Consider the following 24,812-nt stretch of genomic DNA (forward strand, 5'->3'; position numbering starts at 1 on the left):
CTCCTTCCCGTTACCCTTTAAACAACTGCTGTAGCGCCCGCTTCATGAGCGAATCCACTGCCTCTTCAGCTTTAACAGTATCTTTCATACTGTTCCATGCTTTATCTAACTCCGCAGCAGTATAGCCGAGTGCAGCAAGACCATCACGAGCCTCTTGCCAAGCTGTCCCTGCTCCTTGAGCATTACTATTTGCAGGAAGTTCTACTCCAAATCCTGAAGCCGACAATAAGCCGCCATCCAGTCCCGCACCAATGAGCTTGTCTTTAAGATCAAGAATCATACGCTGTGCAGTCTTTTTTCCAATTCCCGGAAGCTTCGTCAAAAAAGCGATGTTCTCTTGTTGAATAGCAGCGATAATCGTTTCTGGTTTACCTGCAGACAAAATACCAACTGCGACACGTGGTCCGATACCAGATACTTCTAATAATTTACGGAATAACGTTTGTTGTTCTCTCGATTCAAATCCGAACAACAAGATTGCATCTTCCCGTACATGATGATGAATATAAACCGTAACTGCTTCATCTTTACCAGCAAAAGCATACGGATTTGGAGTAAATACACGATAACCTGTATCTCTAACATCCATGACGATATATTCAGCTTCCATATGTACGACTGGACCTCGCAAAAAATCGATCATGAACGAGTCACCTCATCTATTTTTTGTTTCATTACTGCAGAGTGGGCATGGCATATAGCAACTGCAAGTGCATCTGCCACATCATCCGGCTTCGGCACCGCGGATAGTCTCAAGAACACTTTAACCATCTCCTGAACTTGACGCTTCTCAGCCTTGCCATAACCAACTACAGATTGTTTCACTTGTAATGGTGTGTATTCTGCAACAGTCAGACCTCGCTGAGCCGCTGCCAAAATAATAACTCCCCGCGCTTGTCCTACAGCAAATGCAGTTGATACGTTTCGATTGAAAAAAAGTTTTTCAACAGCAACTGCTTCTGGTTTGTATCGATCCATCAATGCACTAGCTGACTCGTAAATTTGTACGAGACGCTCCTCTGGCGGTGTATGTGCTTCCGTAGTAATCGCACCATATTGCACCGGGGTCAGCTTATGTCCAACTTTGTCGATAAAGCCAAAGCCAGCAATAGCAATGCCGGGGTCAATTCCTAGAATGCGCAAAATGCCAACTCCTAACTTAACATCAAGCAAATAGATACATATTAATCAATTAGAGCGACATATGTTATGAATGCCTGTCCTCCATTATAGCAAAAGTTGCCGAGAATGAGAACGAACGTTTGATAGTATTGTGAACGAATGCAAAAAAGAGTCGCTCATTGAATAAGCAACTCTTCAGCATTTAGTCTAATTGGATGCCATTAACATCTAATAAGCGTGTTTCATCGTTTTCTCGTTATACTCGATTGCATAATCGCTAAATGTTGATAAAACACTATTATATTCCTCAATATCATTTACTCGAATCCCATGCATCAATTGATCAAGTTGATCCTGTGGCAAACTACTCTCCATAAAATGAATATCTAATTGAAAAAATGTACGCATCACTTTTTCTTCTCTAGGTATTCCGTCGAAAAGTGAGAAGTTACCATGTTTGTCCACTCCGAAATAGGCATGACTCTTACAATGACTAGATAAATCATGTATTCTCTGTTGCAACATAACCGTCTTGCCATCTTCATGTAAAGTAGCGTTCCATTCAGGATGCTCTTGTAGCATTCTAATGACATTTTTAGAAGCCATTTCACCAATTAGTTCTATTTCTTCTCCGCATACGAAAATACGTTGAAGCATGACTTGTACTTGTTCGTTTTCGTTTTTAAGCTTGTTGCTAATGGATGGCTGGTCAATCATATTGTCTATTGTCAAAAGGTTACTGCTGTTCACGTGTTGTGCAATGCCGCTGTTAGGTATTTCCCCGTTTGCATATGCAATTTCCGACATACATATCATCGCAGCGCCAATGCTCACAAATAGGAATAGCGAGATGCCACCAAGTGTCCAAAGTGAGCGGCGTTGTCTGCGAATACGTCGTTTTAATTGCTTCCACAGGCTGAATATCATCATGAGGAAGCCCCCTTTATTGCGTTTTATGATAGTTTGCTCCAACATTACATAATTATTCAAAAATAGGTGTGTTAAGTTAATAGAAACCATTTAACATAACGATTCGTAAACAATCTTCCGTTGCAAAGATTTTGAGGATGTTTATTCATAAGCTGAGTGGTTAGATAAATCTAATCAATATTACTAAATGGGTTTAGCCATGTTGAATTCATTCAAAAAAAACGACATGAAACCACATTTTGCGGAACGAAAGGGATATTTCGGAAAATACAAATTCTATTTTCGTTTTCATAGTTAATATAAATTTGTTATTATTTGGATTATTAAATAACAGTAACATTTATTTAAGAGTGATTAATATCCCTTTTGGGTTTATTAATAAAAAAATAAAAGGAGATGTTTGAAATGAAGAAAAGCACCTTGATTTTTTTAACGTTAATTCTGGTTTTATTAGTACCTTCTGCAGTCTATGGAGAAAAAGCTAATAACGAACCAAATTCAGTCAAAGTATCTGTGTCACAAATCGTTCCTCAATCAGAAATTAATAAATACAAAGGAAAGTTTAAAAGTTATGATGAAGTTTACGCAGCGTATGGACTGACAAAAGAATCTCACAAAAAGCCCCAGAAAGAAGCCATTATTATTAATAACGTTGATGAATTAGCTGCGCTAATCGGATATACTAAACAACAACATTCAAAAAGTTTTACTCATCAAAACTTATCTTCACCTAAATCCATTAAACTCCCTGATTTGTTATCGTATGAGCAAGTAATAAGTGATAGTAAAGTATGGTGGATTAAAGGATATGCGGATGTTAGTGTGGATAACCAAAAAAATAGTGTGACAGCTGTAACTGCATCTACTCAAATTCATGGGTTTCATCTAGGAATTACTTATACTCCAAGTCAAAGCACAGCTAACATATCTTCTGATAAAAGAGGATTTACTGCAATATTCAGAGGAGCGTATTCTTATAACATAATCATTGCTGATACATCTAGCTTCATATCTGTACCTGTAAGCGGAACAATGAATAAAACAGTATTCTATTCAGCTTAAATAAAGTTAATTCATTATTTCAAAAGAACCGTCTCAAAAGCAGTAGGTCCGATAGTGAAATAGCTCGTATTGAATAAAAACTTTTGAAATCATGAAAAATGGCGGTACATGGAGCTATCCTGTATCGCCATTTCTCTTTTATTGCATGTAAGTTCCGGCTATAGGCAAGCGAAAGCTACTCGATATCTAAACTCAACTATGAAAGATATCGAAGCAGGTGACGCCGAAATTCCCGATTGAGTTATCTATAGCTATTATGACAAAAAACACCCCTTAGAATTTCATTGGATTAACCAAAAGTTCTCTCCAACGCCATTCTTAGGGGTGTGCTTCAAAACTTAAGAAGGTCTTTATTATCATTCTAACGGGAGCGTAACAAAATATTTATTGTATTATTAATTACGCCAGTATCACTCTATAGAATTTCCTCAATTATGAGTAATTTTTTCCTTATTGCTATTAACGATTAAGCCATGGTCGACTACTACTCGTCGTTTTTTTCTTCGGACGTGGTGCTATTGTACGAACCACTGCCTTTTTGCCTTTTTTCTTAGACTTTGCTGGTGTAGACTTCGAAGTTAGCGAATTGGAAGATTCGATACCAATTTCGTCTTCCCGCTTACCGCCACAACCACAATCTCCCTTATTGGCGCTTGTCGACTGAACAAGTGCAGCGTTCTCCGGCCACATTGGGTAAGGAGTAAACGGCGGGTAACCTGGTGGATACCCTTGGCCATATGGCTCATAACCATGCGGAGAATACATCTCTGAATGAGTAGACACATTTGGATTAGGATGGTTAGGCATCGGTGACAATATCCCTTCGTTTGATGCATTCGACATCGGAGAAATCAGTCCGGTGTTCGATGCATTCGATAGTGGTGAAAAGATAGCTTGATTCGGCACAACAGATGCTGGTGCAATCGGGAAATTACCTCCCAATCCCGCATATGACGCATTACTATAACCCCAGTCTGGTCCTCCTCCATATTGTAATAACGCCGGAGCAGGATATCCCATTACATGTGAGCCTGGTGGAGCTTCAAATGGGAATGAAGGTGCCATATTACCGTAAGGAGCTACGTTACTGTTTGGTGCCATATTTCCGTAAGGAGCTACGTTACTGTTTGGTGCCATATTTCCGTAAGGAGCTACGTTACTGTTTGGTGCCATATTAGACTCCATGTAACCACCATACGGCATCAAATGATTTTGTGCCCCAAAATACGGTTCAGTCATATTTGGAGAGTTGGCATCTGGATAATTAGGCAGATCATACAGTGACATTACTTCTGTCGAAGGTGTGCCATATTGCTGAAACAAATCAACACTTTGAATATATTCAGAGTGAATCGCTTTAAGTTTTTTCTCAACTGGCTTTTCAATAGGCAACGCCTTTTTGCCACTTGGAGTCACTTTTGTAGCTGGCGATGTATTAGCTGATGGTCCTACATTGCTATTAGGTCCCACATTTGAGGAATTTGGAGCATAATTAGTTGAATACGGCGCTATGTTGTTCGACGTTAGCGGACCGATGTTGTTTGAACCTAGCGGCGCTATGTTGTTCGACGTTAGCGGACCGATATTGTTTGAGCCTAGCGGCGCTATGTTGTTCGACGTTAGCGGACCGATATTGTTTGAGCCTAGCGGCGCTATGTTGTTCGACGTTAGCGGGCCGATATTGTTTGAACCTAACGGCGCTATGTTGTTCGACGTTAGCGGGCCGATATTGTTTGAGCCTAGCGGCGCTATGTTGTTCGACGTTAGCGGGCCGATATTGTTTGATCCTAACGGCGCTATGTTGTTCGACGTTAGCGGACCGATATTGTTTGAGCTTAGCGGCGCTATGTTGTTTGACGTTAGCGGACCGATATTGTTTGAACCTAGCGGCGCTATGTTGTTCGACGTTAGCGGGCCGATATTGTTTGAGCCTAGCGGCGCTATGTTGTTTGACGTTAGCGGACCGATATTGTTTGAGCTTAGCGGCGCTATGTTGTTCGACGAAGGCAACGTTTTCCCTTTACCTAAAGGCTCAACTTTTCCACTAGGTAGTTCTTTTTTGACAGCAAGTGGTTCCACTTTAGTAGCATGTGGTTCAATTTTTCCGCCAAGTGGTTCTACCTTAGTAGCATTGGGCTCCACTTTAGCAGCGTAGTGTTCTGCTTTTTTTACGGGCTCTTCTTTTTTAACCGGCTCTTCCTTTTTGGCAGGCTCAATATTAGCGGCCTTTGGTTTCGGCTCTGGAGCAGGTGGTACAGGTGTGACGATTGGTCCCGTTGGTTGTTTCTCTTGGATCGGTGCAGTATTTTTCTTGTCAGTCACATATCCCGTAAAAGTTTTGCCAATCGCTGTTGCAGTAGAAAGTTTGCCAACAATGCCTTGAACACCTTGCATAAACGAACCTGTTTGAGAACCTTGGTTAGATCCCTGGTTAGATCCCTGGTTTGATCCCTGGTTAGAGCCTTGATTGGAATGAGCTTGCTGACCCGTTACGCTCGGAACGGACACATTTGCCTTAGGGATGTTAACGATCTCACCCGTCAAAAGCACATTTGGATTTTTTAGATGCGGATTAACATGCACCATAGTAGCAAGCGGAACACCCCATGCTTTGGACAACTTCCACAGCGTATCACCTTGCTTTACGATATGTTGGTGCATAATCATATTCTCATTGACACCACTCTGTCCTGTTTGGGTCGATGAAATTTTCAGCTTCGTACCAACATCAAGCACATCTAGATTCGATATTCCCGGGTTCAACTGCAAAACTTCTTCGAGCGGAACATTATACTTCTGGCTAATGTAGTATAACGAATCGCCCTTTTTTACAATATGGATTTTCACCCGCTGATAACCTCCTGTCACGTTCTGAATAACTTGGCATCATTAACGCCTGTTATCGATCTTTACATCCTATGCAGAATATAGGCAGGTGTCTCCACTTTCTCAAAAAAATAGATACAAAATTCGCATATTCTCATATTCAACCCAATAAAAAGAGCCTCTCCATCGATATTGCTGCAATTTGCATTGCGCAGATCTCAATGAAAGGGGCTTATTGTTGTTAAGTAGAGGAAAACTTCTTTGGTTTAGGTGAATAAGAAAAACGAACTTCTCGGAAAGATATTTAACGAACCTGAACGTTCTTATTTTATCAAATAGTAACGTCTAAAAAATCTAACGAACTCCATAATCGCTATTCAGAGAAAATAGGCTCAATTTCTAATAATTACGTTCAAATAAGATCAGATGAGTTCGTTAGACGAAATGAGATGCGATTATTTCGATAATAAGCATCATACGGTTCGTTACCCTGCATGTAGTCATGCAGCAATTCAGCCAGACAGTAATCCGGTCAATCAACCATACAGCTATTCAGAAATACAGCGATGCAACACAAAAGCCCAACTATAATAGTTGGGCCCAAATCACTATTCGTAAACTTTTACGCCATCAACAGATACGATACTGCGGAACTCTTGTAGAAGATGTGTAGTAATGGGACCTGCTTGGCCTGAGCCGATTGTACGGCCGTCAACCTCACGAACTGCAATAACTTCAGCAGCCGTTCCCGTAAAGAACACTTCATCTGCAACATAAACATCATGCAGAGTGAATGGTTCTTCTTTAAGCTTGTAGCCATGCTTCTCACAAAGCTCCATAATAGCAGCGCGAGTAATTCCTTCAAGCGCACCGACGTAACATGGAGGAGTATAGACCGTTCCATTTTTGATAATAAAAATGTTATCACTGGAGCCTTCTGCAACATAACCTTGTGAGTTCAGCATAATCGCTTCCCCTACACCTGCTAAGTTCGCTTGAATTTTCACCAAAATATTGTTTAAGTAATTCAAAGACTTAATCTTTGGATTAAGTGCGTCTGGAATGTTGCGGCGCTGCGATACTGAAACGGACACGAGGCCGTTTTTGTATGCTTCTTCCGGATAAATAGCTAGCTGTTCCACAATAATGATTACCCATGCAGAAGGGCAACGTTTAGGATCAAGCCCTAAATTACCTGGTCCACGAGACACAATCAAACGAATGTATCCATCACGCAGTTCATTGCGACGAATCGTTTCTACAAGAGCAGCTTGCATCTCATCGAATGCTAGCGGGATATCAAGCATAATTGATTTAGCCGAATCATATAGCCTGTCCAAATGCTCTTTACACTTAAAAATATTGCCGTCATAAATACGGATGCCTTCAAAGATACCGTCCCCGTATAGAAAACCGTGATCGTATACTGAAATTTTTGCATCCTCTTTTGCAACATATTCACCATTCAAATAAATAACTTGCTGTGCCATAACTAAACTTGCACCTCCGTTAATTTGTATGATTATTACAACAATTGTTCATAAGAAAAGCTTGGATAACATCCTAGTATACGAATTTGGCAGCCAATCGCTTCGATTTCTTGAAACGCAGCTGGCAGCAATACTGTATCTATAGACATTTCGATCTCGATGTAAAAATAGTAACTGCCTAACTTCTTTTTCGTTGGACGCGACTCAATTCGTGATAGATTGATTCGGCGCCAAGCAAAAGCAGATAACACTTGATGAAGTGCTCCTGGGAAATCTTCTGGCAATGTAATAAGTATACTTGTTTTAATTCTATCTGACTTACGAGCCGTATACGGCTCGGAGCCTACAAGTAAAAAGCGCGTATAATTGTTGTCATGGTCCGTAACTTCAGTCTCAAGCAAATCAAGCTCATTGTTCGCTGCAGCAATTCGAGTTCCGATAGCGGCAATGCCTTGACCAGGATTGTCACGAACGATGCGAACACCTTCTGCTGTACTGCTCACATGTTCAGTCTCCGCATGAGGAATGTGCTTCCTTAAATAGTGAAGACATTGAGCCATTGCGACAGGATGACTGATAACTTTTTTGATCCGAGAGAAATCAAGCTCACCAGATTCCAGCTCTAGCTCAGATCGTCTTCCAATTAAATTTTGGATGGAGGGGTAGATCCACTCCGCCTGAACGGGTAGATCCACCTCATGTACTAACCAATCCATATGAAGGCTAACAGAGCCCTCAATTGTATTTTCGATAGGAATGATACTATAATCGCTAATTCCGTTTACGGTTGATTGGAATACATCAGCAATGAGACGATGATGTTTCCACTCCACCTTGTCTTCTAAGGAAAAAAGTTGTTTAGCCGCCTCGTCAGATACTGAGCCTGCAGGCAATAACGCTATCGTCTTCATGCTTTGACTTCTCCTTTAATTCTCTCTAGCAGCGAAATTCGCTTCCCAGAAAGAGGATCGCTCCCTGCTGAAAGTTCCTCTATCGTCACTTCCGGCCCAGTCTTACACGGCGCTAGCCACATCGTCTCGGCCGTAATACCTTCCTTCTGCAGCGTTGCTTGCAGAAACCGTTCCAGCCCAGCCTTGTCCGGGCTGGCTGCATCAACGAACGCTATCAGCGTCGGCCCTGCTCCGCTCAGCGCAGCACCAAGCGCGCCAAAGTCTGTCGCGCGCTCCAATATTTCCGTCATGCCGGGGATGAGTGCTGCACGGTAGGGCTGGTGCAGCCGATCCTTCATTGCATGACGGATCAAACCTAGCTCGCCGCTAGCAAGCGCGGCGACAAGCAAAGACGTACGGCCGACATTGTAAACCGCGTCGGCCATCGATATTTGAGTCGGCAGCGCATGGCGCGCCTTCTCGGTAGAGAGCTGAAACGCTGGAATGGCAACCAGCGTTTCGAGAGACTCCTGCGGCTCAATCCGCACATGCTGCGCCTCCGAGCCGTCCCATGCTGATACAACAATGCCGCCGAACAATGAGGCGCCTACGTTATCAGGATGCCCTTCTAGTGCTGTAGCCATTTGGAACAGCTTATCATCACTAAGGGGGCTGCCAATCAGTGCATTTGCTGCAACTAGCGCACCAATAATTGCTGATGCACTACTACCCAGTCCGCGAGTAAGTGGAATCTCGCTGTACATGGAAATATGAAGATCCGGTACTTCAACCTCAGCCTCGCTAAATACAAGCTGGGCAACTTTATAAATCAAATTGGATTTATCCGTTGGCAAGCCGTCCATTCCGTCTCCATGCAGCTGGAATGTCGTGTTACCGGTATCCGATTTCTCCATTTCAATCCATGCGAATAAAGACAATGCCATACCTAGAGAATCAAAGCCTGGGCCTAGATTCGCTGTGCTTGCTGGAACTTTGACGATAACTCGGCGATTGTTCATCGGACTAACCTTCAACTCGATAGACACTTTGTATTTTGTTAACAACATCAAGCGATTCAAAAGTAGCTAGTACTTTCTTAATTGCCGCTTTATTCGCATCATGTGTAATAATAATAATTTCAGCTTCTGGGTTGCTTGGATTTGGTTGCTGCAGCACCGATTCAAGACTAACCTCAAATTCTGCAAACACTTGTGTAATGCGAGCTAAAACGCCAGCACGATCAGCTACATGTAGCAAGATGAAATATTTCGATGAAATTTGCTCATCTGTCTTCAATTTCTTCTCGTTGTATGCTAGACCGCCTTGTTGACCGTTAACTCCAAGCTTCAAGTTTCTTACAACTGCAACCAAATCAGCTACAATTGAAGTTGCTGTAGGAAGTTCACCTGCACCAGGACCATAGAACATCGTCTCGCCTACCGCTTCACCGTACACATAAACTGCGTTAAACACACCGTTTACAGCTGCGATTGGATGAGATTTTTTCACCATCGTCGGTTGAACACTTATACTAATTGCATCATCTTGGCGCTCTGCAATACCTAGCAGCTTCAGTACATAACCTAGACGGTTAGCATACAAGATGTCTTCTTTTGTTATAGAAGTAATACCTTCAGCAGAAACATCCTCGAGTGCAACGTTAGCACGGAATCCAAGTGTCGCAAGAATAGTCATTTTACGAGCTGCATCAAGTCCCTCAACGTCAGAAGTAGGGTCTGATTCAGCATAGCCGAGCTCCTGCGCTTCCTTCAATACATCAGCATAAGATGCGCCTTCTTGGCTCATCTTCGTTAATATAAAGTTTGTTGTTCCATTTACGATACCCATAATCTTAGTAATACGGTCAGATGAGAAACCTTCTACAAGTGTACGAATAATCGGAATACCGCCAGCTACGCTAGCTTCGTACAATACATCACAACGATGTTTTTGTGCTTTTGCCAAAATTTCCGGGCCATGTAGTGCCATCAAATCTTTATTTGCTGTAACAACATGTTTCCCCAGCGACAAAGCTTCCAAAATATATTCTTTTGTATGAGCAATACCGCCCATTACTTCAACAATAACATCAATCTCTGGGTTACGAATAACTTCCCAAGGATCTTCCGTTAACAATTCTGGTGAAATAGAAACGTTCCGAATTTTACTTATGTTTTGTACAAGTACTTTCTCTATCAAAATAGGAGAACCTACTTGACTTTGCAAATCATCCTGATGTCCTTCAATTATGCGTACAACGCCTGTTCCGACTGTTCCAAGTCCTAACAATCCTACTTTAACTGGCTTCATATGTTCCCTCCGTTACTTTATTATTAACCTCGACCGATTATTGCAGCTTTACGTACTCCAGCTTGTTGCTTTAAAAGCTCCACGAGCTCTGAAACATCTCCTGTAACTTGCGAAATATCTACAGATAATACGACGTTAGCAAAGCCTTGCAGCGGAATGGTCTGATTCATTGTCAGCACATTTCCTCCTTGGCTTGCCACTAGGCCAAGTACACTAGATAAAATACCTGCACGATGGTCCAAATCCATAGAAACCGTCACAATATTCGCTTGTGTCATCTCATTCAATGCATAAACGCCATCTTTATACTTATAAAAAGCACTACGACTAAGACCAACACGTTCTACTGCTTCATGAACAGTAGCCGCTCCGCCGGTACTTAGCATCTCCTTGACCTCAATCGTCTTAAGAATTGCCTCCGGCAAAATGTCCTCGTGAACGACATAATAGCGACCAGCCATTTCAGTCCTCCTCAAAAAGACAAATGTACACCTATAGTGGACATTATATCGGAATAGACGACCATCAGCAATAGGCAAATGCGAAAAAAGACGACTTGCGTCGTCTTCCGATCAATCGTATGGGTTGTAGTCACTGCCTTCAAAAAATTCAAACGCATAGTCTACGACTCTAACCATATCGCCGTCCTTAGCACCCTTCTTACGCAAAGCGTCATCGATGCCAAGTTTTCTAAAGATACGGGCTAAACGCATAACTGCATCGTAGGAATTCAAATTCATACGTTTCATCATACGCGCGATACCATCGCTTTCCACGACGAACACTTCATCTTCACGATGAATCGTAAACGTAATGTCTTCTTTTTTCTCGTAAACATAAACTTTGCGTTCGTCGTTGATCTTAACATCTTCAACTTCTGTATGAACTGCAATTGTATCAAGAACATCTGCTGCTTTATACAACAACTCTTGAATACCTTGTTTTGTCAAAGAAGAAATCGGAACAATTTCGTACACACGATCGCCGCTTACTTCTGCAAGCTTCTGTTTAAACAGCTCGAGCTGCTCTTCCGCTTCCGGCATGTCCATTTTGTTCGCTGCAATAATTTGCGGACGATCAATCAGCTTCTCGTTATAGAGTACCAACTCAGCATTGATCTTCTGCCAATCTTCGAACGGGTCACGTCCTTCAGATGCAGCCATATCAATAACATGAATGATAACGCGAGTACGTTCAACATGTCGCAAAAACTCATGTCCTAAACCTACGCCCTCATGTGCGCCTTCAATTAGCCCTGGCAAGTCAGCCATTACAAAACTACGACTGTCTCCAACATCTACAACACCTAGGTTAGGCGTAATCGTCGTGAAGTGGTACGCGCCGATTTTAGGTTTTGCACCAGATACAACGGAAAGAAGTGTGGACTTACCTACACTTGGGAAACCTACGAGTCCAATATCAGCCATGACCTTCAGCTCAAGTACGACCCAGCGCTCTTGACCTTCTTCGCCATTTTCTGAAATATATGGAGCAGGGTTCGTTGCAGTAGCAAAACGGATATTTCCGCGGCCACCACGGCCGCCTTTCGCGATTACGATCTGTTGTCCGTTGCGAGTTAAATCCGCAATAATTTCACCAGAATCATCATCAACGATAACCGTACCAGGAGGGATACGAACAACTGTATCGTCAGCACCAGCACCGTGCATACCTTTCACTTTACCGCGCTGACCACGATCAGCCTTAAAGTGTTTTTGATAACGGAAGTCCATTAGCGTACGCAAACCTTCGTCTACACGGAATATAAGATCTCCGCCACGTCCGCCGTCGCCACCAGCTGGTCCACCATTTTCAACATATTTTTCGCGGCGGAATGAGATTATTCCATCTCCACCATCGCCGCCTTTTACAAATATTTTCGCCTTATCGACAAACATGTAATGCCTCCGTTCAAGCGCTCATTTCCGCTCTTAACAGCACTTTGGAAAAGGACTGCTCGGAGCCCACTTGCTTCAGTGGCGCGCCTTCCAACTGCTGCTTGATTTTTTTGTTCCATTGCTGCTCATTCATGAGCTCACCCTCATAATAAAATGCCGCATATAGCGCATCCTCATCCGCGCTTAGCTCCAGCCTAAGAACTGATAATTCACCGTTACCCGCTTTTACAGCGAAACGGTAAGCATTTATTATATGTATAAGTGTCTCTGCAATTCCTTCCGCATCAATCGACATCTCACCTATATTAAGTTCATCTTGAATTTCGACCTCAAGCGCAAGCGAGTTTGTTATCGTTCGGAAAGATTGAATAAAACTAATCAAGGACGGCACACCGAGCTTCGCAATTGCGGTCTCCACAGCCATTCTTGTCTTTATTTTTTCCACATATAGAATCGTCTTATCCAGTTTGCCCAATCTTGCATAGCCATATAGCACCTGCAAATCGTTCATCCAGTCATGACGGTGGTGATTTAATGTTCGTATACTCGAACTTTGCATAGCTTGAATCGTCCTGGTCATTCGCTCTTGGTTGTTTTTGCGCTCTGCTCGAATCCAAAACATGGCAGCTAGAACTAGCCAAAGTATCATTAGGATCGTGATCCAACTATTGCTTGGCCACACTAACGCCGCGCCGGCTGGGATCAAGATAGATGCTGCAACATAATGCTTCGCTGATGTAAAGCGTCCCATTCCAAGAACCTACCTTCTTCGATATTCACACCGTATACAGTATACCATGGTTCCCGTTTACGGTCATCAGCCTAAATATAACGAAAGCCCCGAGCCAAGCAATGCCGGCCGGGGCTTTTGTTTTATTTATGCTTCTACTGCTGCAGCTACTGGAGCTTGAACAACAGGATATACGCTCACTTTTTTGCGATCGCGACCCCAACGTTCGAATTTAACTACTCCGTCTACTTTAGCGTATAGAGTATCGTCTTTGCCGATACCAACGTTAGTACCTGGGTGGATCTTAGTTCCGCGTTGACGGAACAAGATGCTTCCTCCAGAAACGACTTGACCGTCAGCACGTTTAGCGCCTAGACGCTTCGACTGAGAGTCACGACCGTTCTTAGTGGAACCTACACCTTTCTTGGATGCGAAAAGCTGAAGATTCAGTTTCAACATGGTGTATCACTCCTTCCCTTAAATGTTGCGTTGTCGATGAGCAGCTTCAGCGAAGCTGCTCATGTATAACGACATACTTACCGTATGATTTAGCGATAGTCTCGAGCATAACCACCATCGATTCAAGAAGCAATTGCATCCGTCCGTCTGCATCAGCATCCGGCAGGATAGGAATGTCCGAAGACAACCAACCGTCCTTCATCTTAGCGGGAAGCTCTACACCCGCCAACGTTTCTATTGCATTTACCGTGCCGATCGATACGGTCGACACGCCGGCGCAGACGATGTCTTTGCCGGGCTTCGCATATTTAGCATGTCCTACGACCGCGAATGATACGATGCGCTTATCACTGTCATTCCTAACGATTGTAATTGTAATCATAATAAAATCCTCTTACGCTTGGATTTTCTCGATTGTTACTTTCGTGTAAGGCTGACGATGACCTTGCTTGCGGCGATAGTTCTTTTTGGCTTTGTATTTGTAGACGATGATTTTTTGGCCTTTGCCATGTTTCTCGACTTTGCCAGTAACTGTAGCTCCAGATAGAAGTGGAGTTCCTGTTACAAATCCGTCTTTACCGGATACTGCCAATACGCGGTCGAAAGTTACGTTTTCACCTTCGCCTCCATCCAGTTTCTCGATGTAGATAACATCGCCTTGCTGAACTTTGTATTGCTTTCCGCCTGTTTCAATGATTGCGAACATAGTTGGTGCACCTCCTTGTTTTCGAAGACTCGCCTAATTTAGGTGGCAATCGGCTATTGCCAATGCGCTTAAATACCCGATCGGAGCGGTACCTGCATGCTCGTTATAAATACCTATACGAAACACACACCCAATCAGTCTATCATATTAATAGGCTCTATACAACCCCTAAATCCTCATAGCAGACTGTTTACCTGTACCATTACACACTTTACAGCTTTCTTTCAGTTGTTGAATAGCATTTTCTCTCGCCTTTTTGCGAGTCAACTCCATTAAACCAAGCCTTGTCCAACCAACAATCGTACATTTTGTCCCATCACGCTTCGCTTCATCGGTCATACTGACCAAAATTTTCTGCCTGCTATCTTCCCGCTGCATATCGATAAAATCGATGATAATGATGCCACCTACATCTCTGACACGGAGCAAGCGTGAAATTAATTCAGCAGCTTCTATATTAGTTTGAAAAACCGTATCCTCTAAATTATCAGTTCCTATGTATTTGCCCGTATTAACATCGATTACAGTAAGCGCCTCTGTCTCTTCCCATATTAGATAGCCGCCATTCATCATCGGAATACGTTTTGAAAATGCTGTAACAATCTGTTCAGATACTTTAAATTGTTGATACATGCCGCTTGCACCACGCTGCTCAAACAATTTAAGTTTTTCTTTAAGTGTCGGTGTCATGTCGTGTAAAAGTTTAGAAGCTTCATGAAACTTGGTCTTACAATCAATCCATACTTCATCCATATCGAGCGTAAGCGTATCCCTGATTGCTCTATGGAGCAAACCCGCTTCGCTATGAAGTAATTGTGGAGCTGAGCCCTTTGAGCTACCTAACTTGATCGTAACCCAAAGATCCCTCAACTTAGAAACATCCGCTGTAAGTGCGTCTTCCCCTTCGCCCGATGCTGCAGTCCGCATTATTATGCCTTCTTCATCTAATCTGAGTTTTTCCCCTATTAAACGGAGACGCTCACGTTCCGCTTCACTACCAATCTTTTTGGAAACACCTACATAATCTGCATATGGCATATAGACGAGCCAGCGGCCAGCCAAATTATAATGCATCGTCACTCTCGCGCCCTTGCCGCCTAAAGGATCTTTAATAACTTGTACAACAAGTTCTTGCCCTGGCTTTGCAACATCTCCGATATCCGGTTTATTCTGAGGCTGCTTGTCCACATGTGGATGAAGCATATCATCAATATAGAGAAAGGCATTTTTCCCAAGACCAATATCTACAAATGCGGCCCCCATACCGGGAAGAACATTAACAATCCTTCCTTTGTACACATTACCTACTAGACTGCTTCCGCCAGAACGCTCCATAAAAAATTCAACGAGCCTCCCGTCATGCAGAACTGCCGTTTGTAGCATATCCCCTTCTACATGCATCAGCATTTGCTTCATGACCAGATTCTCCTCCCCAAGGATACTTTTCTTATAGTTTAACTGAAAAGTTCCGTTACTGCACGGTGGGGGTTAAGTCCTGACAAACACCCGTCGACGATTGTCTGTTCGGGCAAAACTTGCAAATCATCTGCAGCCCGTTCTATTACATAGACGATATGATAATGTCCCCTTCTAAATAGTCGAGCAACAGACAAAATAGATTGATTCCCACTTACCATTATTGGACTCACCGGTTTTCCTATTTGCAACGCTACTTCTGAAGCCCTCACTCGATGTGTCAGAAATCGATAGAAGAGAAACGGAATATTGCGGCTATACGTCAAATTAGTCATCAATAGAAATACACCTACGAACAGAAGATTTAACTGCAAACCTTTTCCTTCCATAACTAACGGTTCGAATGCCGCTGCGATCATTAATCCACTAAATAACAAACTGATCCGAGCTGTCCACTGCAAAGTTCGATAATAATTTTGCCAATAGCAAAGAAATGCATGAAGCAACTTCCCTCCATCTAACGGATGAATGGGTAGCAAATTGAACATTGCAATCATTACGTTAGCATGTGCGACATATTCACTCCACTGAGTATCCCATAACCCTAATGCACCAAAAGCCCATGCAAGTGCGCCCATCCAAACATTTTGCAGAGGACCCGCAATCGCGACTAATGCCTCTTCTTTTGCCGAAATCCCGCCTGCTTCTTCCACTTCAGCTACACCGCCGAAAGGAAGTAATTTCACCTCTCTTATCGTCCAGCCAAAGTTACGAGCCACAACAACGTGCCCGAGTTCGTGTACTAAAACGATAACAAACAATGTTAATAACTCAACAAAGTAACCGGTCATAACTGATGCCATCATAACAATGATAAACAGGGGGTGTATTGACCAAACGATGCCTCGCCATTTAATCAAGCGGTATCACGTCCAACGGGTCCAAATATCGATCATTTTGTTTGATCGCAAAATACAGTAAGCTTGGCTCGCCTTCCTTTGCTTTCTTCAAATGACCAATCGCGTCACCTGCTACGACCCAATCATTTACCGCAACCTTGGCTGAGCCAAGCTTTCCATAAATCGTTATTCGGTTATTAGCATGCTGAATAAGAATACTGTCTTGTTGTTCTGATACTTGAATAACTCTACCTGTTTCCACTGCTACAACTTGCTCTTCGGATATCCCTGCGAGTTCAACTCCGCTTAGAAGATCAGCGAACGAACGAATGATGGACGCATCCAAAAGCGGAGAAAGGGTAGCCGCTTTAATTGTTCCATCAACAAGTGTTGCATCTCCTGACTCTTCTCCAAATATAGGAATAAATGAAGGTGCTCCAGCAAATACCTCCTTGTACCACAACGCTGCGGAAGCAAAATCTATTTCATCTGTTAAAGCCTGTTTTACAAAAAATTGTCCTTTAACAGTCCACGTTTCATTATATTGAAACATCGCCCACACACAACCAAATAGAATAACAGAAATCACACTTTTCCATATGAGTTCCTTACGTAGTCTTCGCCAATAACTTGTTGGCGGATCCTCCCGTTTATGAAATTTAGGTGCCGACTTCACAAATCTTCCTTGTGAAGCTTTAATGACCTTCTCATCATCCCAAGCAGCCCATGGGTTCGGATTTCGCTTCCACGTCAGTTCTGGATCGGGAGAACTATCCTCGTTGTATACAAACGAATTTCGTACAGGAACCGTTGGTACTTGAGTCGGAAGCGATCGGAATGGTTCTTCGTAAAACTGGTCTTCACCATTTTTTGAAGGAAGCTCGTCCGGTTTTCCCAGCTGCTCAAACGATTCATTTGCAACCTTACTGCTATTGTATTGATCCAGCAAGCTTCTTATCTTATCGTGCCTACGCTGTCTCACATCATCAATTAGGCCCATACTATCTCCACCCGCCTCTTCCCAAAAGCTCTATTCCAGAGCTTGTTCTCATACTACATAGTTATGAGTTTAAGTAGACAAGTATGCGAAGGAGTTACACAAATAAAATAAGCATTACATAGCTAAGAGATAACCTCCTAGTGTGCAATGCCTAGTCATAATAAACTATTCAACAAGCTCATAAACTTCCTGATGAGCTTTAATGCTAAATACAAGCCCGATACAAGCCATATTGAGCAGCAATGAAGTACCACCATAACTGACGAAAGGCAACGTAATGCCTGTAATAGGCATTAAACCGATCATCATACCGATATTTTGAAATACTTGAAAAACGAACATGGACACGATTCCAATAATGATGTATGAGGCTCGCCTATCAAAACATTTAAAGGCGATCACAATCATCCGATAAATGAGGAAAAAGTACAGCATCAGTAAAACAGCTGAGCCTTGGAAGCCAAATTCTTCTCCAATAACAACAAAGATGGAGTCAGAATACGCATAAGGCACGAACCCGCCATTTTTCATATCACCTTCCATCAAGCCTTTACCGTTTAGCCCACCTGAGCCAACTGCTATTTGAGCATTTTCAGATTGATGTCTGGCATCAGCGCTTGCTTCACTTGGATTAATGAACGTATTGATACGATTGTACCAATGAACTTTTTTCTCTTTTATTAAATAATCTTTAATTTCAGTGTTATAGGTGTTAAACAGGAACATACATAACATTATTCCAGCAATAACTGCCCCGAGACCAATCGCGACATGAGAGTATTTCACATTTCCGATCCATAACATACCAAGTACAATAACGAGGTATATAATCGCATTACCTAGGTCAGGTTGAATCATTACGAGTAGAAACGGTAAAAAAGAGAACGCTCCAATTGCCAATATATCACTCGAAAAGTTAAGTCGATCACCTTGCCTTCGGCCCATAAGATAGGCGATGCCGATAATCAATATAATTTTCATTAGCTCCGCGGGCTGAAAAGATAGTGGCCCCACTTGGAACCAACCCTTCGCTCCATTAATCTCCTGACCGATGAAGAAGATAAGGATTAGCAGCGAAATACCAATTCCATACAACACATACCAGCTTTTTAATACGATGCGGTAATCAAATAGTATAGAAACAATCGCAACGATAAAACCCAATCCGAAATAAATAAGATGTTGCTTTTCTTTACCATGATAAGCTGGATTCGGATCGTTGGCTGTTGCACTATAGATGGCAATTGTACTTATCAACATAAGACAAGCTAGAATGATTAAAATTCCCCAATCCAGCTTTTTCAGTTTATTGAGCACTAGGCAATCATCCTATTCCAAATAACTTTCGGAAACGTTTAAAAGCTCCTGCTTTCTCGTCGAGTAGCATAAGCGGAACCATATCTCCCAAAATACGACGCGCGATATTCCGATATGCTAGCGCCGCTCGTGAAGCTGGGTTCATAACTGTTGGCTCACCCGAGTTAGCTGCAGAAATAACTTTTTCATCATCCGGAACTATACCGACCAAGTCGATCGCAAGAACTTGGCAAATTTCATCAATATCAAGCATTTCACCGTTTTTCACCATCGCGTGACGAATTCGGTTAATAATTAGTTTGGAAGGGATTTTGCTCCCTTCAAGCAAACCAATAACACGATCCGCATCACGCACTGCTGCATTTTCAGGTGTTGTCACTACTATTGCACGATCCGCCCCTGCTATCGCATTTCGGAAGCCTTGTTCTATTCCAGCAGGACAATCAATAATGACATAATCGTGTGACTGCTTTAATTCAAGGATCATCTCACGAATTTGTTCCGGGTTAACGGAGTCTTTATCCTTTGTTTGAGCTGCAGGTAGCATATACAACTCGTCAAATCGCTTATCTTTCACCAATGCTTGGCTAAGACGGCAGCGACCTTCTGCAACATCAACCAGATCATAAATGATCCGATTTTCTAGACCCATAACAACATCGAGGTTCCGAAGACCGATGTCTGTATCTACCAAGCACACTTTTTTACCTAGCAGCGCTAGGGCTGTACCGATATTGGCTGCAGTAGTCGTTTTGCCAACGCCACCTTTGCCCGATGTTATAACGATCGATTCTCCCATGTTCTACACTCCTTTAAACATAATAGGATTATGCCTTAAGCGGAATAATTGCGATAACTTGTCTATTTGCATTTGACCTTCTGCCAAATATGCGAATTCCATCGCAGCATCTCCTGTCAGCCATTCCTCGGGCGGCCTGCTAACTACATCTGCAATTCGCAGTTGGGTCGGCTTCATTAATGAGGTTACGATAACGACATCTTGTCGCCCACCTACTCCGGCATGCGCCATCCCTCTTAATGCCCCCATGACATATATATCTCCCGTACAAAGCAAACTGCCACCAGGGTTTACATCACCAATTAGCAATAGGTCTCCATCATGCTCCAAGGTTTGTCCTGAACGAACAATAGAAGTGATGACATGCGGATTAGATTTAGAATCAACCTCTGTTGCAACGGAAGGTATTTCCGATTCCATAGAGCTAATCATTAGATTGCCCTGAGCACGAATAATAGCAGTTAACTGCTCCTTTTGTTCGTCCGTTACTTCTCTAGCTCCAAGTTTAACTTGAATATGCACAAGTGGGCCAGTTAACAACTGCTGGTGAGTTTTTTCCAATTTATATTTCAATTCGGCTAACAATGCTTCAAATACACATTGATCATCGAGAAGGAACAGAAGACCTTCCTTGACGCCTTTAATCATAATATGTTGTTTCTCGGTCACAATCGTCCCTCCCCAACCTATTGAATTCTTGCTGACTAACCAGTTCTCCTGCATTAACCGTTCATTTATTCCTCGTCTTTCTCCGAAACCGAGTTGTTTCTCGTCTCAAAGATCCGTCTTACAGGCACATAAATAATTAGCGCAAATGCTAGTTGTAAGAACAAGCTTGGTAAAATGTGATTAATAAGCGCCCATGCATATTCAGCACTCGTAATTCTGAAAACTTTGTAAATAAAAAATAAGGTCGTATCATACAGAATACAGGCAAATCCAATTACAGTGAGCGCCATCATAATGGTAACTCGTTTACGTTCAAGTACCACTCCTGTAAAATAGCCGATTAATCCCATAATAAAGAAATGTCCACCAATTAAATGCCCGTAATAAACAATATCTTGCAGCAATCCAAAGCCTGCACCTAAAAACAACGCTTGGTGGCGATTACCATACAGTGCGGAAAATAGTACAACTACAAAAATAAAATGTGGTATGATGCGGTCGCCGAACCCTTCCGGAATAATCCAAGGAATGAGTGTACCTTCTATTACAAATAGAAGCAGCATAAGGCAAACGATCCGGTTCATACTCATTTCGCCTGCTCCTCCATTTGAGGATCTTGGACAACAAAAACTTCCGTCAAATGATCAAAACTTGTAGCAAGTTTGATCGTTGCTGTGTAGGTTAGACCAAAATCACCAACTTGTTTCGTTTCAACTGTTCCGACACGAATACCACGTGGATAAACGCCTCCAAGACCTGATGTTATAACGGTATCACCAATAACCATCTTGTCATTTTCAGCGATTTTTGTCATAACGAGTCTGCCGGTATCTTTGTTATAGCTACTTAAAATACCAAAAGATTCATCTTCTCTACCCTCTATAGTGACCGCAATAGAATTAAAAGTTGGTGAAGATTCATTTAGCTCCGTTATTGGCATAATCGTAGAAGTGAATGGAGTTACACTACTTACAAGTCCAACTAAACCGTCAACCGTCGTTACTGCCATATTCGGCTTAATGCCATTTTTGGAGCCTAAATTAATACTCATCGTACGATTGTTTGCATCATTGCTTACAGAAATAACATGAGCAATGAGATAATTATAATCAAACATTTTTTTCTGCTGCTCGGTAAAATTAAGCTCTTCCTTCAACCGTTCATTCTCATTTTTGATAAAGTTGTAATTCGCCTTATCTCTCGCATATGCAGCAGCAGTGAGCCTAAGTTGCTCATTTTCCTCATAGAGCTCATTCAGCTCTCTAATATCCTCAAAGAAGCCCGCTATATAGCCAGCGGGCTTGTAGAACCACTGCTGTACATAACCGGAGGTATCACGCAAAACTTTCTCCGGCCATGTCAGCTCTTTACGATCACTTAGCGAGAAGCCGATGATCGCAATGAACAATATTAAACCGATCATAAGCATAAAAACACGCTTATTTCTCATTAGATTAAACAGCCCGACCACCTGCCCATCCTGTATCCGTTCGTAATAAATATATTAATTAACGTTTTGAGCGACCTGTTCCTCTGCTTTTAAACAAATGAATATGATCTAGTGAACGACCCGTACCGATTGCAACACAATCTAGTGGGTTATCCGCAACAATTACTGGCATACCTGTCTCGCGTTGCAGCAACTTATCAAGATTACGTAGCAATGCTCCGCCACCCGTAAGTACAATTCCACGATCCATAATGTCTGCAGAAAGTTCCGGCGGACATTTCTCTAATGTTACTTTCACAGCTTCAACAATAGAATTAATTGTATCTGTTAACGCGTCTGTAATTTCATCAGAAGTAATCGCAAGTGTCTTAGGCAATCCTGTTACTAGATCACGACCACGAATTTCCATCGTTTCTGGCTTATCCATTTGAAGAGCCGAACCAATTTCCATCTTAAGCTGCTCTGATGTTCTTTCTCCGATCAATAGGTTGTACAATCTCTTGATGTACTGCATAATCGCTTCGTCCATCTCGTCGCCTGCAACACGGATAGAGCGACTAGTTACGATGCCTCCAAGAGAAATAACAGCAACTTCAGTTGTTCCGCCGCCAATATCAACAACCATACTTCCTGTAGGCTCCCAAACAGGAAGATCCGCACCAATAGCAGCTGCAAACGGTTCTTCGATAATATACGCTTCACGTGCTCCTGCTTGCTTAGCTGCATCTTCTACCGCTCTTTGTTCAACAGCAGTAATACCCGATGGTACACAAACCATTACGTTCGGATGACGAGGGAAAAGCGAACGTTGCTTTTGAGCAGCACGGATAAAATATTTAATCATCGTTGCAGTCGTTTCGAAGTCAGCAATTACGCCATCTTTCATCGGTCTAACTGCGCGGATATTGCCAGGTGTTCTTCCGATCATCTTTTTGGCTTGTTCGCCAACTGCTTCAATCGTTTTTGTATCTGTACGAAGAGCAACCACGGATGGTTCTCTCACAACAATTCCTTTACCCTTAACGAATACCAATGTATTCGCTGTACCTAAATCAATTCCCAAATCTTTCGAAAAACTCCCAAACATGTTGTTGCTCCCTTCTAATTGCGACAATCCCTTTTATTATATTACAAATGTCCCTGCTCCTTCAAACTGACAAATCGTCCGTCACCAATCACAAGATGATCCAGCACCTCAATGCCTACAAGTTGTCCCGCTTCCGCAAGTCTTTTCGTTAACGAAATATCTTCCGGGCTAGGAGTAGGATCACCACTTGGATGATTATGTGCACAAATAATAGAAGCACTGCTGCATTTAATCGCAGCTCGAAATACTTCTCTTGGATGTACGAGTGAAGAATTTAATGTTCCCATTGACAATGTTTCCCGGGCAATAATATGATTTTTTGTGTTAAGGAACAAGCAGACAAAGTGCTCTTTCTTCAAATAACGCAGATCCTCCATCACATAATCAGCTGCATCCTGAGGCTTCCGAACAGTGACCACATCGCCTAATCTACTTTTCGTTATTCTTCTGCCAAGCTCAATTCCCGCTCGCAGTTGTATCGCTTTGGCAGGTCCAATTCCGCGTATAGATGTAAGTTCATCCATACTCATATCCATCAAATTGCGTAAATTACCGCATTGCTTCAATACTGATCCCGCCAAATGAATAGCTGATTGGCGTTGTGTTCCCGTTCGTAATAGGATAGCCAGCAATTCTGCATGACTAAGTGCCTCTGCCCCATATCGCATCATGCGCTCTCTTGGACGTTCTTCATGGGGGACATCTCGCATATTCGTTGATTGCGGTTGCATGTCCCAACCTCGCCTTTTATTAGGAGTTTTAACCCAATATCATCATTATTTGTAAATTAGATCGTATTGATTCCATATGTTTCAAGCATGTCCGATAGAAGCGATAGCGGCAGTCCCACTACGTTGAAATAACATCCGTCTATTTCTTCTACAAGAGTAGATCCTAATCCTTGAATACCATATGAACCTGCTTTGTCTCTTGGCTCCCCAGTAGCTACATATCTTTTAATCCGTTCAGCACTTAAAGGCTTCATTTTCACCTTAGTTCTACGGTGCGAGATATGCATCTTACCGGAGCTGTTTGCTATGCAAACAATACCAGTATAAACATCATGTTGTTTGCCTTGAAGATTCGTCAGCATTTCAATCGCTTCTTCATCACTTTGCGGTTTACCCAAAATTTCACCATTTAGGACAACTATAGTGTCTGCCGCTATGATGAGATCAGAGTAGCTCTTTTCACTATCAACCTGACTCAGTAGAATTGCTTTTGCCGCTTCAGCCTTACGAAGACTTAGCTTCTCTACTACATCTCTCGGAGACCAGTCAGCTTGTACCGTTTCATCCGCATCGGTGGACAAAATATAAACCGGCAAGGAAAGGTCGAGAGATGCGACCAGTTCCTTCCGGCGCGGCGACGATGAAGCCAATACTATTCGGCTTATCGGTTCATGTTCATTTGGTTGATATTCCATTCGAATTTCGACTCCTTAAGCAAACCTTCTGTGACTGTATGAATGGTCAAACTACATTTTACGATATAGCCAAATCGTTAAAGCAGCACCTAAAATGCTGAACAAGCTTATTTGAAGCTTAATCGTCATATCAAAGCTGAGCACATACAGATCAACAGCGGGTGACCAAGACGTTACTATTGGTTTTGTTAAAAAAGAAATACCTGGAACTGTTTCGAACCACTGAGCTAACAGTGCTCCACCAACCAGTCCTAGTACGATAAATAAGAAAAGGATCCATCCATTTTTCTTCATCGTTCAATCCCTTTCGCCACGAGATGACACCT

Annotated in this window: 27 protein-coding genes; 1 reads left to right on the top strand and 26 read right to left on the bottom strand. The window is 42.5% G+C overall.

Annotated elements, in window-relative coordinates; translation table 11 throughout:
* Positions 1 to 10 precede the first annotated feature (10 nt).
* From ruvA to I6N90_RS04830, 3 genes are all read right to left on the bottom strand, one after another.
* Entirely contained in the window at positions 11 to 643 is a 633-nt protein-coding gene (gene ruvA, locus I6N90_RS04820; protein ID WP_197934330.1) for a Holliday junction branch migration protein RuvA, read from the bottom strand.
* Positions 640 to 1,143 carry a crossover junction endodeoxyribonuclease RuvC gene (gene ruvC, locus I6N90_RS04825; RefSeq protein WP_197934331.1) on the bottom strand — a complete coding sequence of 168 codons (504 nt, stop codon included), beginning with the start codon at positions 1,141 to 1,143 and terminating at the stop codon, positions 640 to 642. The genes ruvA and ruvC overlap by 4 nt, the downstream gene beginning before the upstream one ends.
* A gap of 207 nt (positions 1,144 to 1,350) precedes the next feature.
* On the bottom strand, positions 1,351 to 2,052 hold the full coding sequence (locus tag I6N90_RS04830; protein WP_197934332.1) for a BofC C-terminal domain-containing protein: 702 nt from the start codon (positions 2,050 to 2,052) through the stop codon (positions 1,351 to 1,353).
* A 405-nt stretch (positions 2,053 to 2,457) separates the two neighbouring features.
* On the opposite strand from I6N90_RS04830, the gene I6N90_RS04835 reads away from it, so the two are divergent.
* Entirely contained in the window at positions 2,458 to 3,114 is a 657-nt protein-coding gene (locus I6N90_RS04835; protein WP_197934333.1) for a hypothetical protein, read from the top strand.
* 459 nt (positions 3,115 to 3,573) lie between these two features.
* On the opposite strand, the gene I6N90_RS04840 is transcribed toward I6N90_RS04835, so the two are convergent.
* From I6N90_RS04840 to I6N90_RS04955, 23 genes are all read right to left on the bottom strand, one after another.
* Positions 3,574 to 5,961 carry a LysM peptidoglycan-binding domain-containing protein gene (locus I6N90_RS04840; RefSeq protein WP_197934334.1) on the bottom strand — a complete coding sequence of 796 codons (2,388 nt, stop codon included), beginning with the start codon at positions 5,959 to 5,961 and terminating at the stop codon, positions 3,574 to 3,576.
* Between the two features lie 587 nt (positions 5,962 to 6,548).
* On the bottom strand, positions 6,549 to 7,430 hold the full coding sequence (gene ilvE, locus I6N90_RS04850; RefSeq protein WP_197934336.1) for a branched-chain-amino-acid transaminase: 882 nt from the start codon (positions 7,428 to 7,430) through the stop codon (positions 6,549 to 6,551).
* Positions 7,431 to 7,465: 35 nt separating this feature from the next.
* A complete protein-coding gene (pheA, locus tag I6N90_RS04855; RefSeq protein WP_197934337.1) occupies positions 7,466 to 8,341 on the bottom strand; it encodes a prephenate dehydratase in 876 nt (291 codons plus the stop codon).
* Entirely contained in the window at positions 8,338 to 9,339 is a 1,002-nt protein-coding gene (thrB, locus tag I6N90_RS04860; RefSeq protein WP_197934818.1) for a homoserine kinase, read from the bottom strand. Before thrB ends, pheA begins: the two co-directional genes overlap by 4 nt.
* 4 nt (positions 9,340 to 9,343) lie before the next feature.
* The gene (locus I6N90_RS04865) at positions 9,344 to 10,630 is read right to left on the bottom strand and encodes a homoserine dehydrogenase (protein ID WP_197934338.1); all 1,287 of its coding nucleotides are present in this window, start codon (positions 10,628 to 10,630) and stop codon (positions 9,344 to 9,346) included.
* A gap of 23 nt (positions 10,631 to 10,653) precedes the next feature.
* Positions 10,654 to 11,091 (bottom strand): ACT domain-containing protein, encoded by a 438-nt coding sequence (locus I6N90_RS04870; protein ID WP_197934339.1) that lies wholly within the window; start codon positions 11,089 to 11,091, stop codon positions 10,654 to 10,656.
* Between the two features lie 111 nt (positions 11,092 to 11,202).
* Positions 11,203 to 12,528, bottom strand: a complete 1,326-nt coding sequence (gene obgE / locus I6N90_RS04875; RefSeq protein ID WP_197934340.1) for a GTPase ObgE — start codon at positions 12,526 to 12,528, stop codon at positions 11,203 to 11,205.
* A gap of 13 nt (positions 12,529 to 12,541) precedes the next feature.
* Positions 12,542 to 13,279, bottom strand: a complete 738-nt coding sequence (locus I6N90_RS04880; protein ID WP_197934341.1) for a Spo0B domain-containing protein — start codon at positions 13,277 to 13,279, stop codon at positions 12,542 to 12,544.
* 126 nt (positions 13,280 to 13,405) lie between these two features.
* Positions 13,406 to 13,717: a 50S ribosomal protein L27 gene (gene rpmA, locus I6N90_RS04885; protein WP_197934342.1), complete on the bottom strand. Its 312-nt coding sequence runs from the start codon at positions 13,715 to 13,717 to the stop codon at positions 13,406 to 13,408.
* Positions 13,718 to 13,763: 46 nt separating this feature from the next.
* Entirely contained in the window at positions 13,764 to 14,099 is a 336-nt protein-coding gene (locus I6N90_RS04890) for a ribosomal-processing cysteine protease Prp (RefSeq protein WP_197934343.1), read from the bottom strand.
* A 12-nt stretch (positions 14,100 to 14,111) separates the two neighbouring features.
* Positions 14,112 to 14,423, bottom strand: coding sequence for a 50S ribosomal protein L21 (rplU, locus tag I6N90_RS04895; RefSeq protein ID WP_197934344.1), 312 nt, complete (start codon positions 14,421 to 14,423; stop codon positions 14,112 to 14,114).
* A gap of 168 nt (positions 14,424 to 14,591) precedes the next feature.
* Positions 14,592 to 15,839 carry an Rne/Rng family ribonuclease gene (locus tag I6N90_RS04900; protein ID WP_232242530.1) on the bottom strand — a complete coding sequence of 416 codons (1,248 nt, stop codon included), beginning with the start codon at positions 15,837 to 15,839 and terminating at the stop codon, positions 14,592 to 14,594.
* A 38-nt stretch (positions 15,840 to 15,877) separates the two neighbouring features.
* A complete protein-coding gene (locus tag I6N90_RS04905; protein ID WP_232242531.1) occupies positions 15,878 to 16,705 on the bottom strand; it encodes a M50 family metallopeptidase in 828 nt (275 codons plus the stop codon).
* Positions 16,706 to 16,751: 46 nt separating this feature from the next.
* Positions 16,752 to 17,738, bottom strand: a complete 987-nt coding sequence (locus I6N90_RS04910) for a M23 family metallopeptidase (RefSeq protein WP_197934346.1) — start codon at positions 17,736 to 17,738, stop codon at positions 16,752 to 16,754.
* A 165-nt stretch (positions 17,739 to 17,903) separates the two neighbouring features.
* Positions 17,904 to 19,055 carry an FtsW/RodA/SpoVE family cell cycle protein gene (locus I6N90_RS04915; protein ID WP_197934347.1) on the bottom strand — a complete coding sequence of 384 codons (1,152 nt, stop codon included), beginning with the start codon at positions 19,053 to 19,055 and terminating at the stop codon, positions 17,904 to 17,906.
* A 7-nt stretch (positions 19,056 to 19,062) separates the two neighbouring features.
* Complete coding sequence (gene minD, locus I6N90_RS04920) at positions 19,063 to 19,854, bottom strand: septum site-determining protein MinD (protein ID WP_197934348.1); 792 nt, start codon at positions 19,852 to 19,854, stop codon at positions 19,063 to 19,065.
* Positions 19,855 to 19,857: 3 nt separating this feature from the next.
* Positions 19,858 to 20,526 (bottom strand): septum site-determining protein MinC, encoded by a 669-nt coding sequence (gene minC / locus I6N90_RS04925; RefSeq protein WP_442950942.1) that lies wholly within the window; start codon positions 20,524 to 20,526, stop codon positions 19,858 to 19,860.
* Between the two features lie 62 nt (positions 20,527 to 20,588).
* Complete coding sequence (gene mreD, locus I6N90_RS04930) at positions 20,589 to 21,113, bottom strand: rod shape-determining protein MreD (protein WP_197934350.1); 525 nt, start codon at positions 21,111 to 21,113, stop codon at positions 20,589 to 20,591.
* Positions 21,110 to 21,973, bottom strand: a complete 864-nt coding sequence (gene mreC / locus I6N90_RS04935) for a rod shape-determining protein MreC (protein ID WP_197934351.1) — start codon at positions 21,971 to 21,973, stop codon at positions 21,110 to 21,112. Before mreC ends, mreD begins: the two co-directional genes overlap by 4 nt.
* Before the next feature lie 58 nt (positions 21,974 to 22,031).
* Positions 22,032 to 23,060 (bottom strand): rod shape-determining protein, encoded by a 1,029-nt coding sequence (locus tag I6N90_RS04940; protein WP_197934352.1) that lies wholly within the window; start codon positions 23,058 to 23,060, stop codon positions 22,032 to 22,034.
* Positions 23,061 to 23,101: 41 nt separating this feature from the next.
* The gene (gene radC / locus I6N90_RS04945; protein ID WP_197934353.1) at positions 23,102 to 23,791 is read right to left on the bottom strand and encodes a RadC family protein; all 690 of its coding nucleotides are present in this window, start codon (positions 23,789 to 23,791) and stop codon (positions 23,102 to 23,104) included.
* A 56-nt stretch (positions 23,792 to 23,847) separates the two neighbouring features.
* Complete coding sequence (locus tag I6N90_RS04950; protein WP_197934354.1) at positions 23,848 to 24,486, bottom strand: Maf family protein; 639 nt, start codon at positions 24,484 to 24,486, stop codon at positions 23,848 to 23,850.
* A gap of 51 nt (positions 24,487 to 24,537) precedes the next feature.
* Positions 24,538 to 24,780 (bottom strand): DUF4321 domain-containing protein, encoded by a 243-nt coding sequence (locus I6N90_RS04955; RefSeq protein WP_197934355.1) that lies wholly within the window; start codon positions 24,778 to 24,780, stop codon positions 24,538 to 24,540.
* Between the last annotated feature and the right edge of the window lie 32 nt (positions 24,781 to 24,812).

Origin of the sequence: Paenibacillus sp. GSMTC-2017 (genome assembly GCF_016019935.1) — a bacterium.
In the GTDB taxonomy this organism is placed as follows: domain Bacteria; phylum Bacillota; class Bacilli; order Paenibacillales; family Paenibacillaceae; genus Pristimantibacillus.

Coding starts and splice junctions, on each gene's coding strand:
- ruvA (WP_197934330.1), bottom strand. CDS start 643: ATGATCGATTTTTTGCGAGGTCCAGTCGTACATATGGAAGCTGAATAT.
- I6N90_RS04830 (WP_197934332.1), bottom strand. CDS start 2,052: ATGATGATATTCAGCCTGTGGAAGCAATTAAAACGACGTATTCGCAGA.
- I6N90_RS04835 (WP_197934333.1), top strand. CDS start 2,458: ATGAAGAAAAGCACCTTGATTTTTTTAACGTTAATTCTGGTTTTATTA.
- ilvE (WP_197934336.1), bottom strand. CDS start 7,430: ATGGCACAGCAAGTTATTTATTTGAATGGTGAATATGTTGCAAAAGAG.
- pheA (WP_197934337.1), bottom strand. CDS start 8,341: ATGAAGACGATAGCGTTATTGCCTGCAGGCTCAGTATCTGACGAGGCG.
- thrB (WP_197934818.1), bottom strand. CDS start 9,339: ATGAACAATCGCCGAGTTATCGTCAAAGTTCCAGCAAGCACAGCGAAT.
- I6N90_RS04865 (WP_197934338.1), bottom strand. CDS start 10,630: ATGAAGCCAGTTAAAGTAGGATTGTTAGGACTTGGAACAGTCGGAACA.
- I6N90_RS04870 (WP_197934339.1), bottom strand. CDS start 11,091: ATGGCTGGTCGCTATTATGTCGTTCACGAGGACATTTTGCCGGAGGCA.
- obgE (WP_197934340.1), bottom strand. CDS start 12,528: ATGTTTGTCGATAAGGCGAAAATATTTGTAAAAGGCGGCGATGGTGGA.
- I6N90_RS04880 (WP_197934341.1), bottom strand. CDS start 13,279: ATGGGACGCTTTACATCAGCGAAGCATTATGTTGCAGCATCTATCTTG.
- rpmA (WP_197934342.1), bottom strand. CDS start 13,717: ATGTTGAAACTGAATCTTCAGCTTTTCGCATCCAAGAAAGGTGTAGGT.
- I6N90_RS04890 (WP_197934343.1), bottom strand. CDS start 14,099: ATGATTACAATTACAATCGTTAGGAATGACAGTGATAAGCGCATCGTA.
- rplU (WP_197934344.1), bottom strand. CDS start 14,423: ATGTTCGCAATCATTGAAACAGGCGGAAAGCAATACAAAGTTCAGCAA.
- I6N90_RS04900 (WP_232242530.1), bottom strand. CDS start 15,839: ATGAAGCAAATGCTGATGCATGTAGAAGGGGATATGCTACAAACGGCA.
- I6N90_RS04905 (WP_232242531.1), bottom strand. CDS start 16,705: ATGATGGCATCAGTTATGACCGGTTACTTTGTTGAGTTATTAACATTG.
- I6N90_RS04910 (WP_197934346.1), bottom strand. CDS start 17,738: ATGGGCCTAATTGATGATGTGAGACAGCGTAGGCACGATAAGATAAGA.
- minD (WP_197934348.1), bottom strand. CDS start 19,854: ATGGGAGAATCGATCGTTATAACATCGGGCAAAGGTGGCGTTGGCAAA.
- mreD (WP_197934350.1), bottom strand. CDS start 21,113: ATGAGTATGAACCGGATCGTTTGCCTTATGCTGCTTCTATTTGTAATA.
- mreC (WP_197934351.1), bottom strand. CDS start 21,973: ATGAGAAATAAGCGTGTTTTTATGCTTATGATCGGTTTAATATTGTTC.
- I6N90_RS04940 (WP_197934352.1), bottom strand. CDS start 23,060: ATGTTTGGGAGTTTTTCGAAAGATTTGGGAATTGATTTAGGTACAGCG.
- radC (WP_197934353.1), bottom strand. CDS start 23,791: ATGCAACCGCAATCAACGAATATGCGAGATGTCCCCCATGAAGAACGT.
- I6N90_RS04950 (WP_197934354.1), bottom strand. CDS start 24,486: ATGGAATATCAACCAAATGAACATGAACCGATAAGCCGAATAGTATTG.
- I6N90_RS04955 (WP_197934355.1), bottom strand. CDS start 24,780: ATGAAGAAAAATGGATGGATCCTTTTCTTATTTATCGTACTAGGACTG.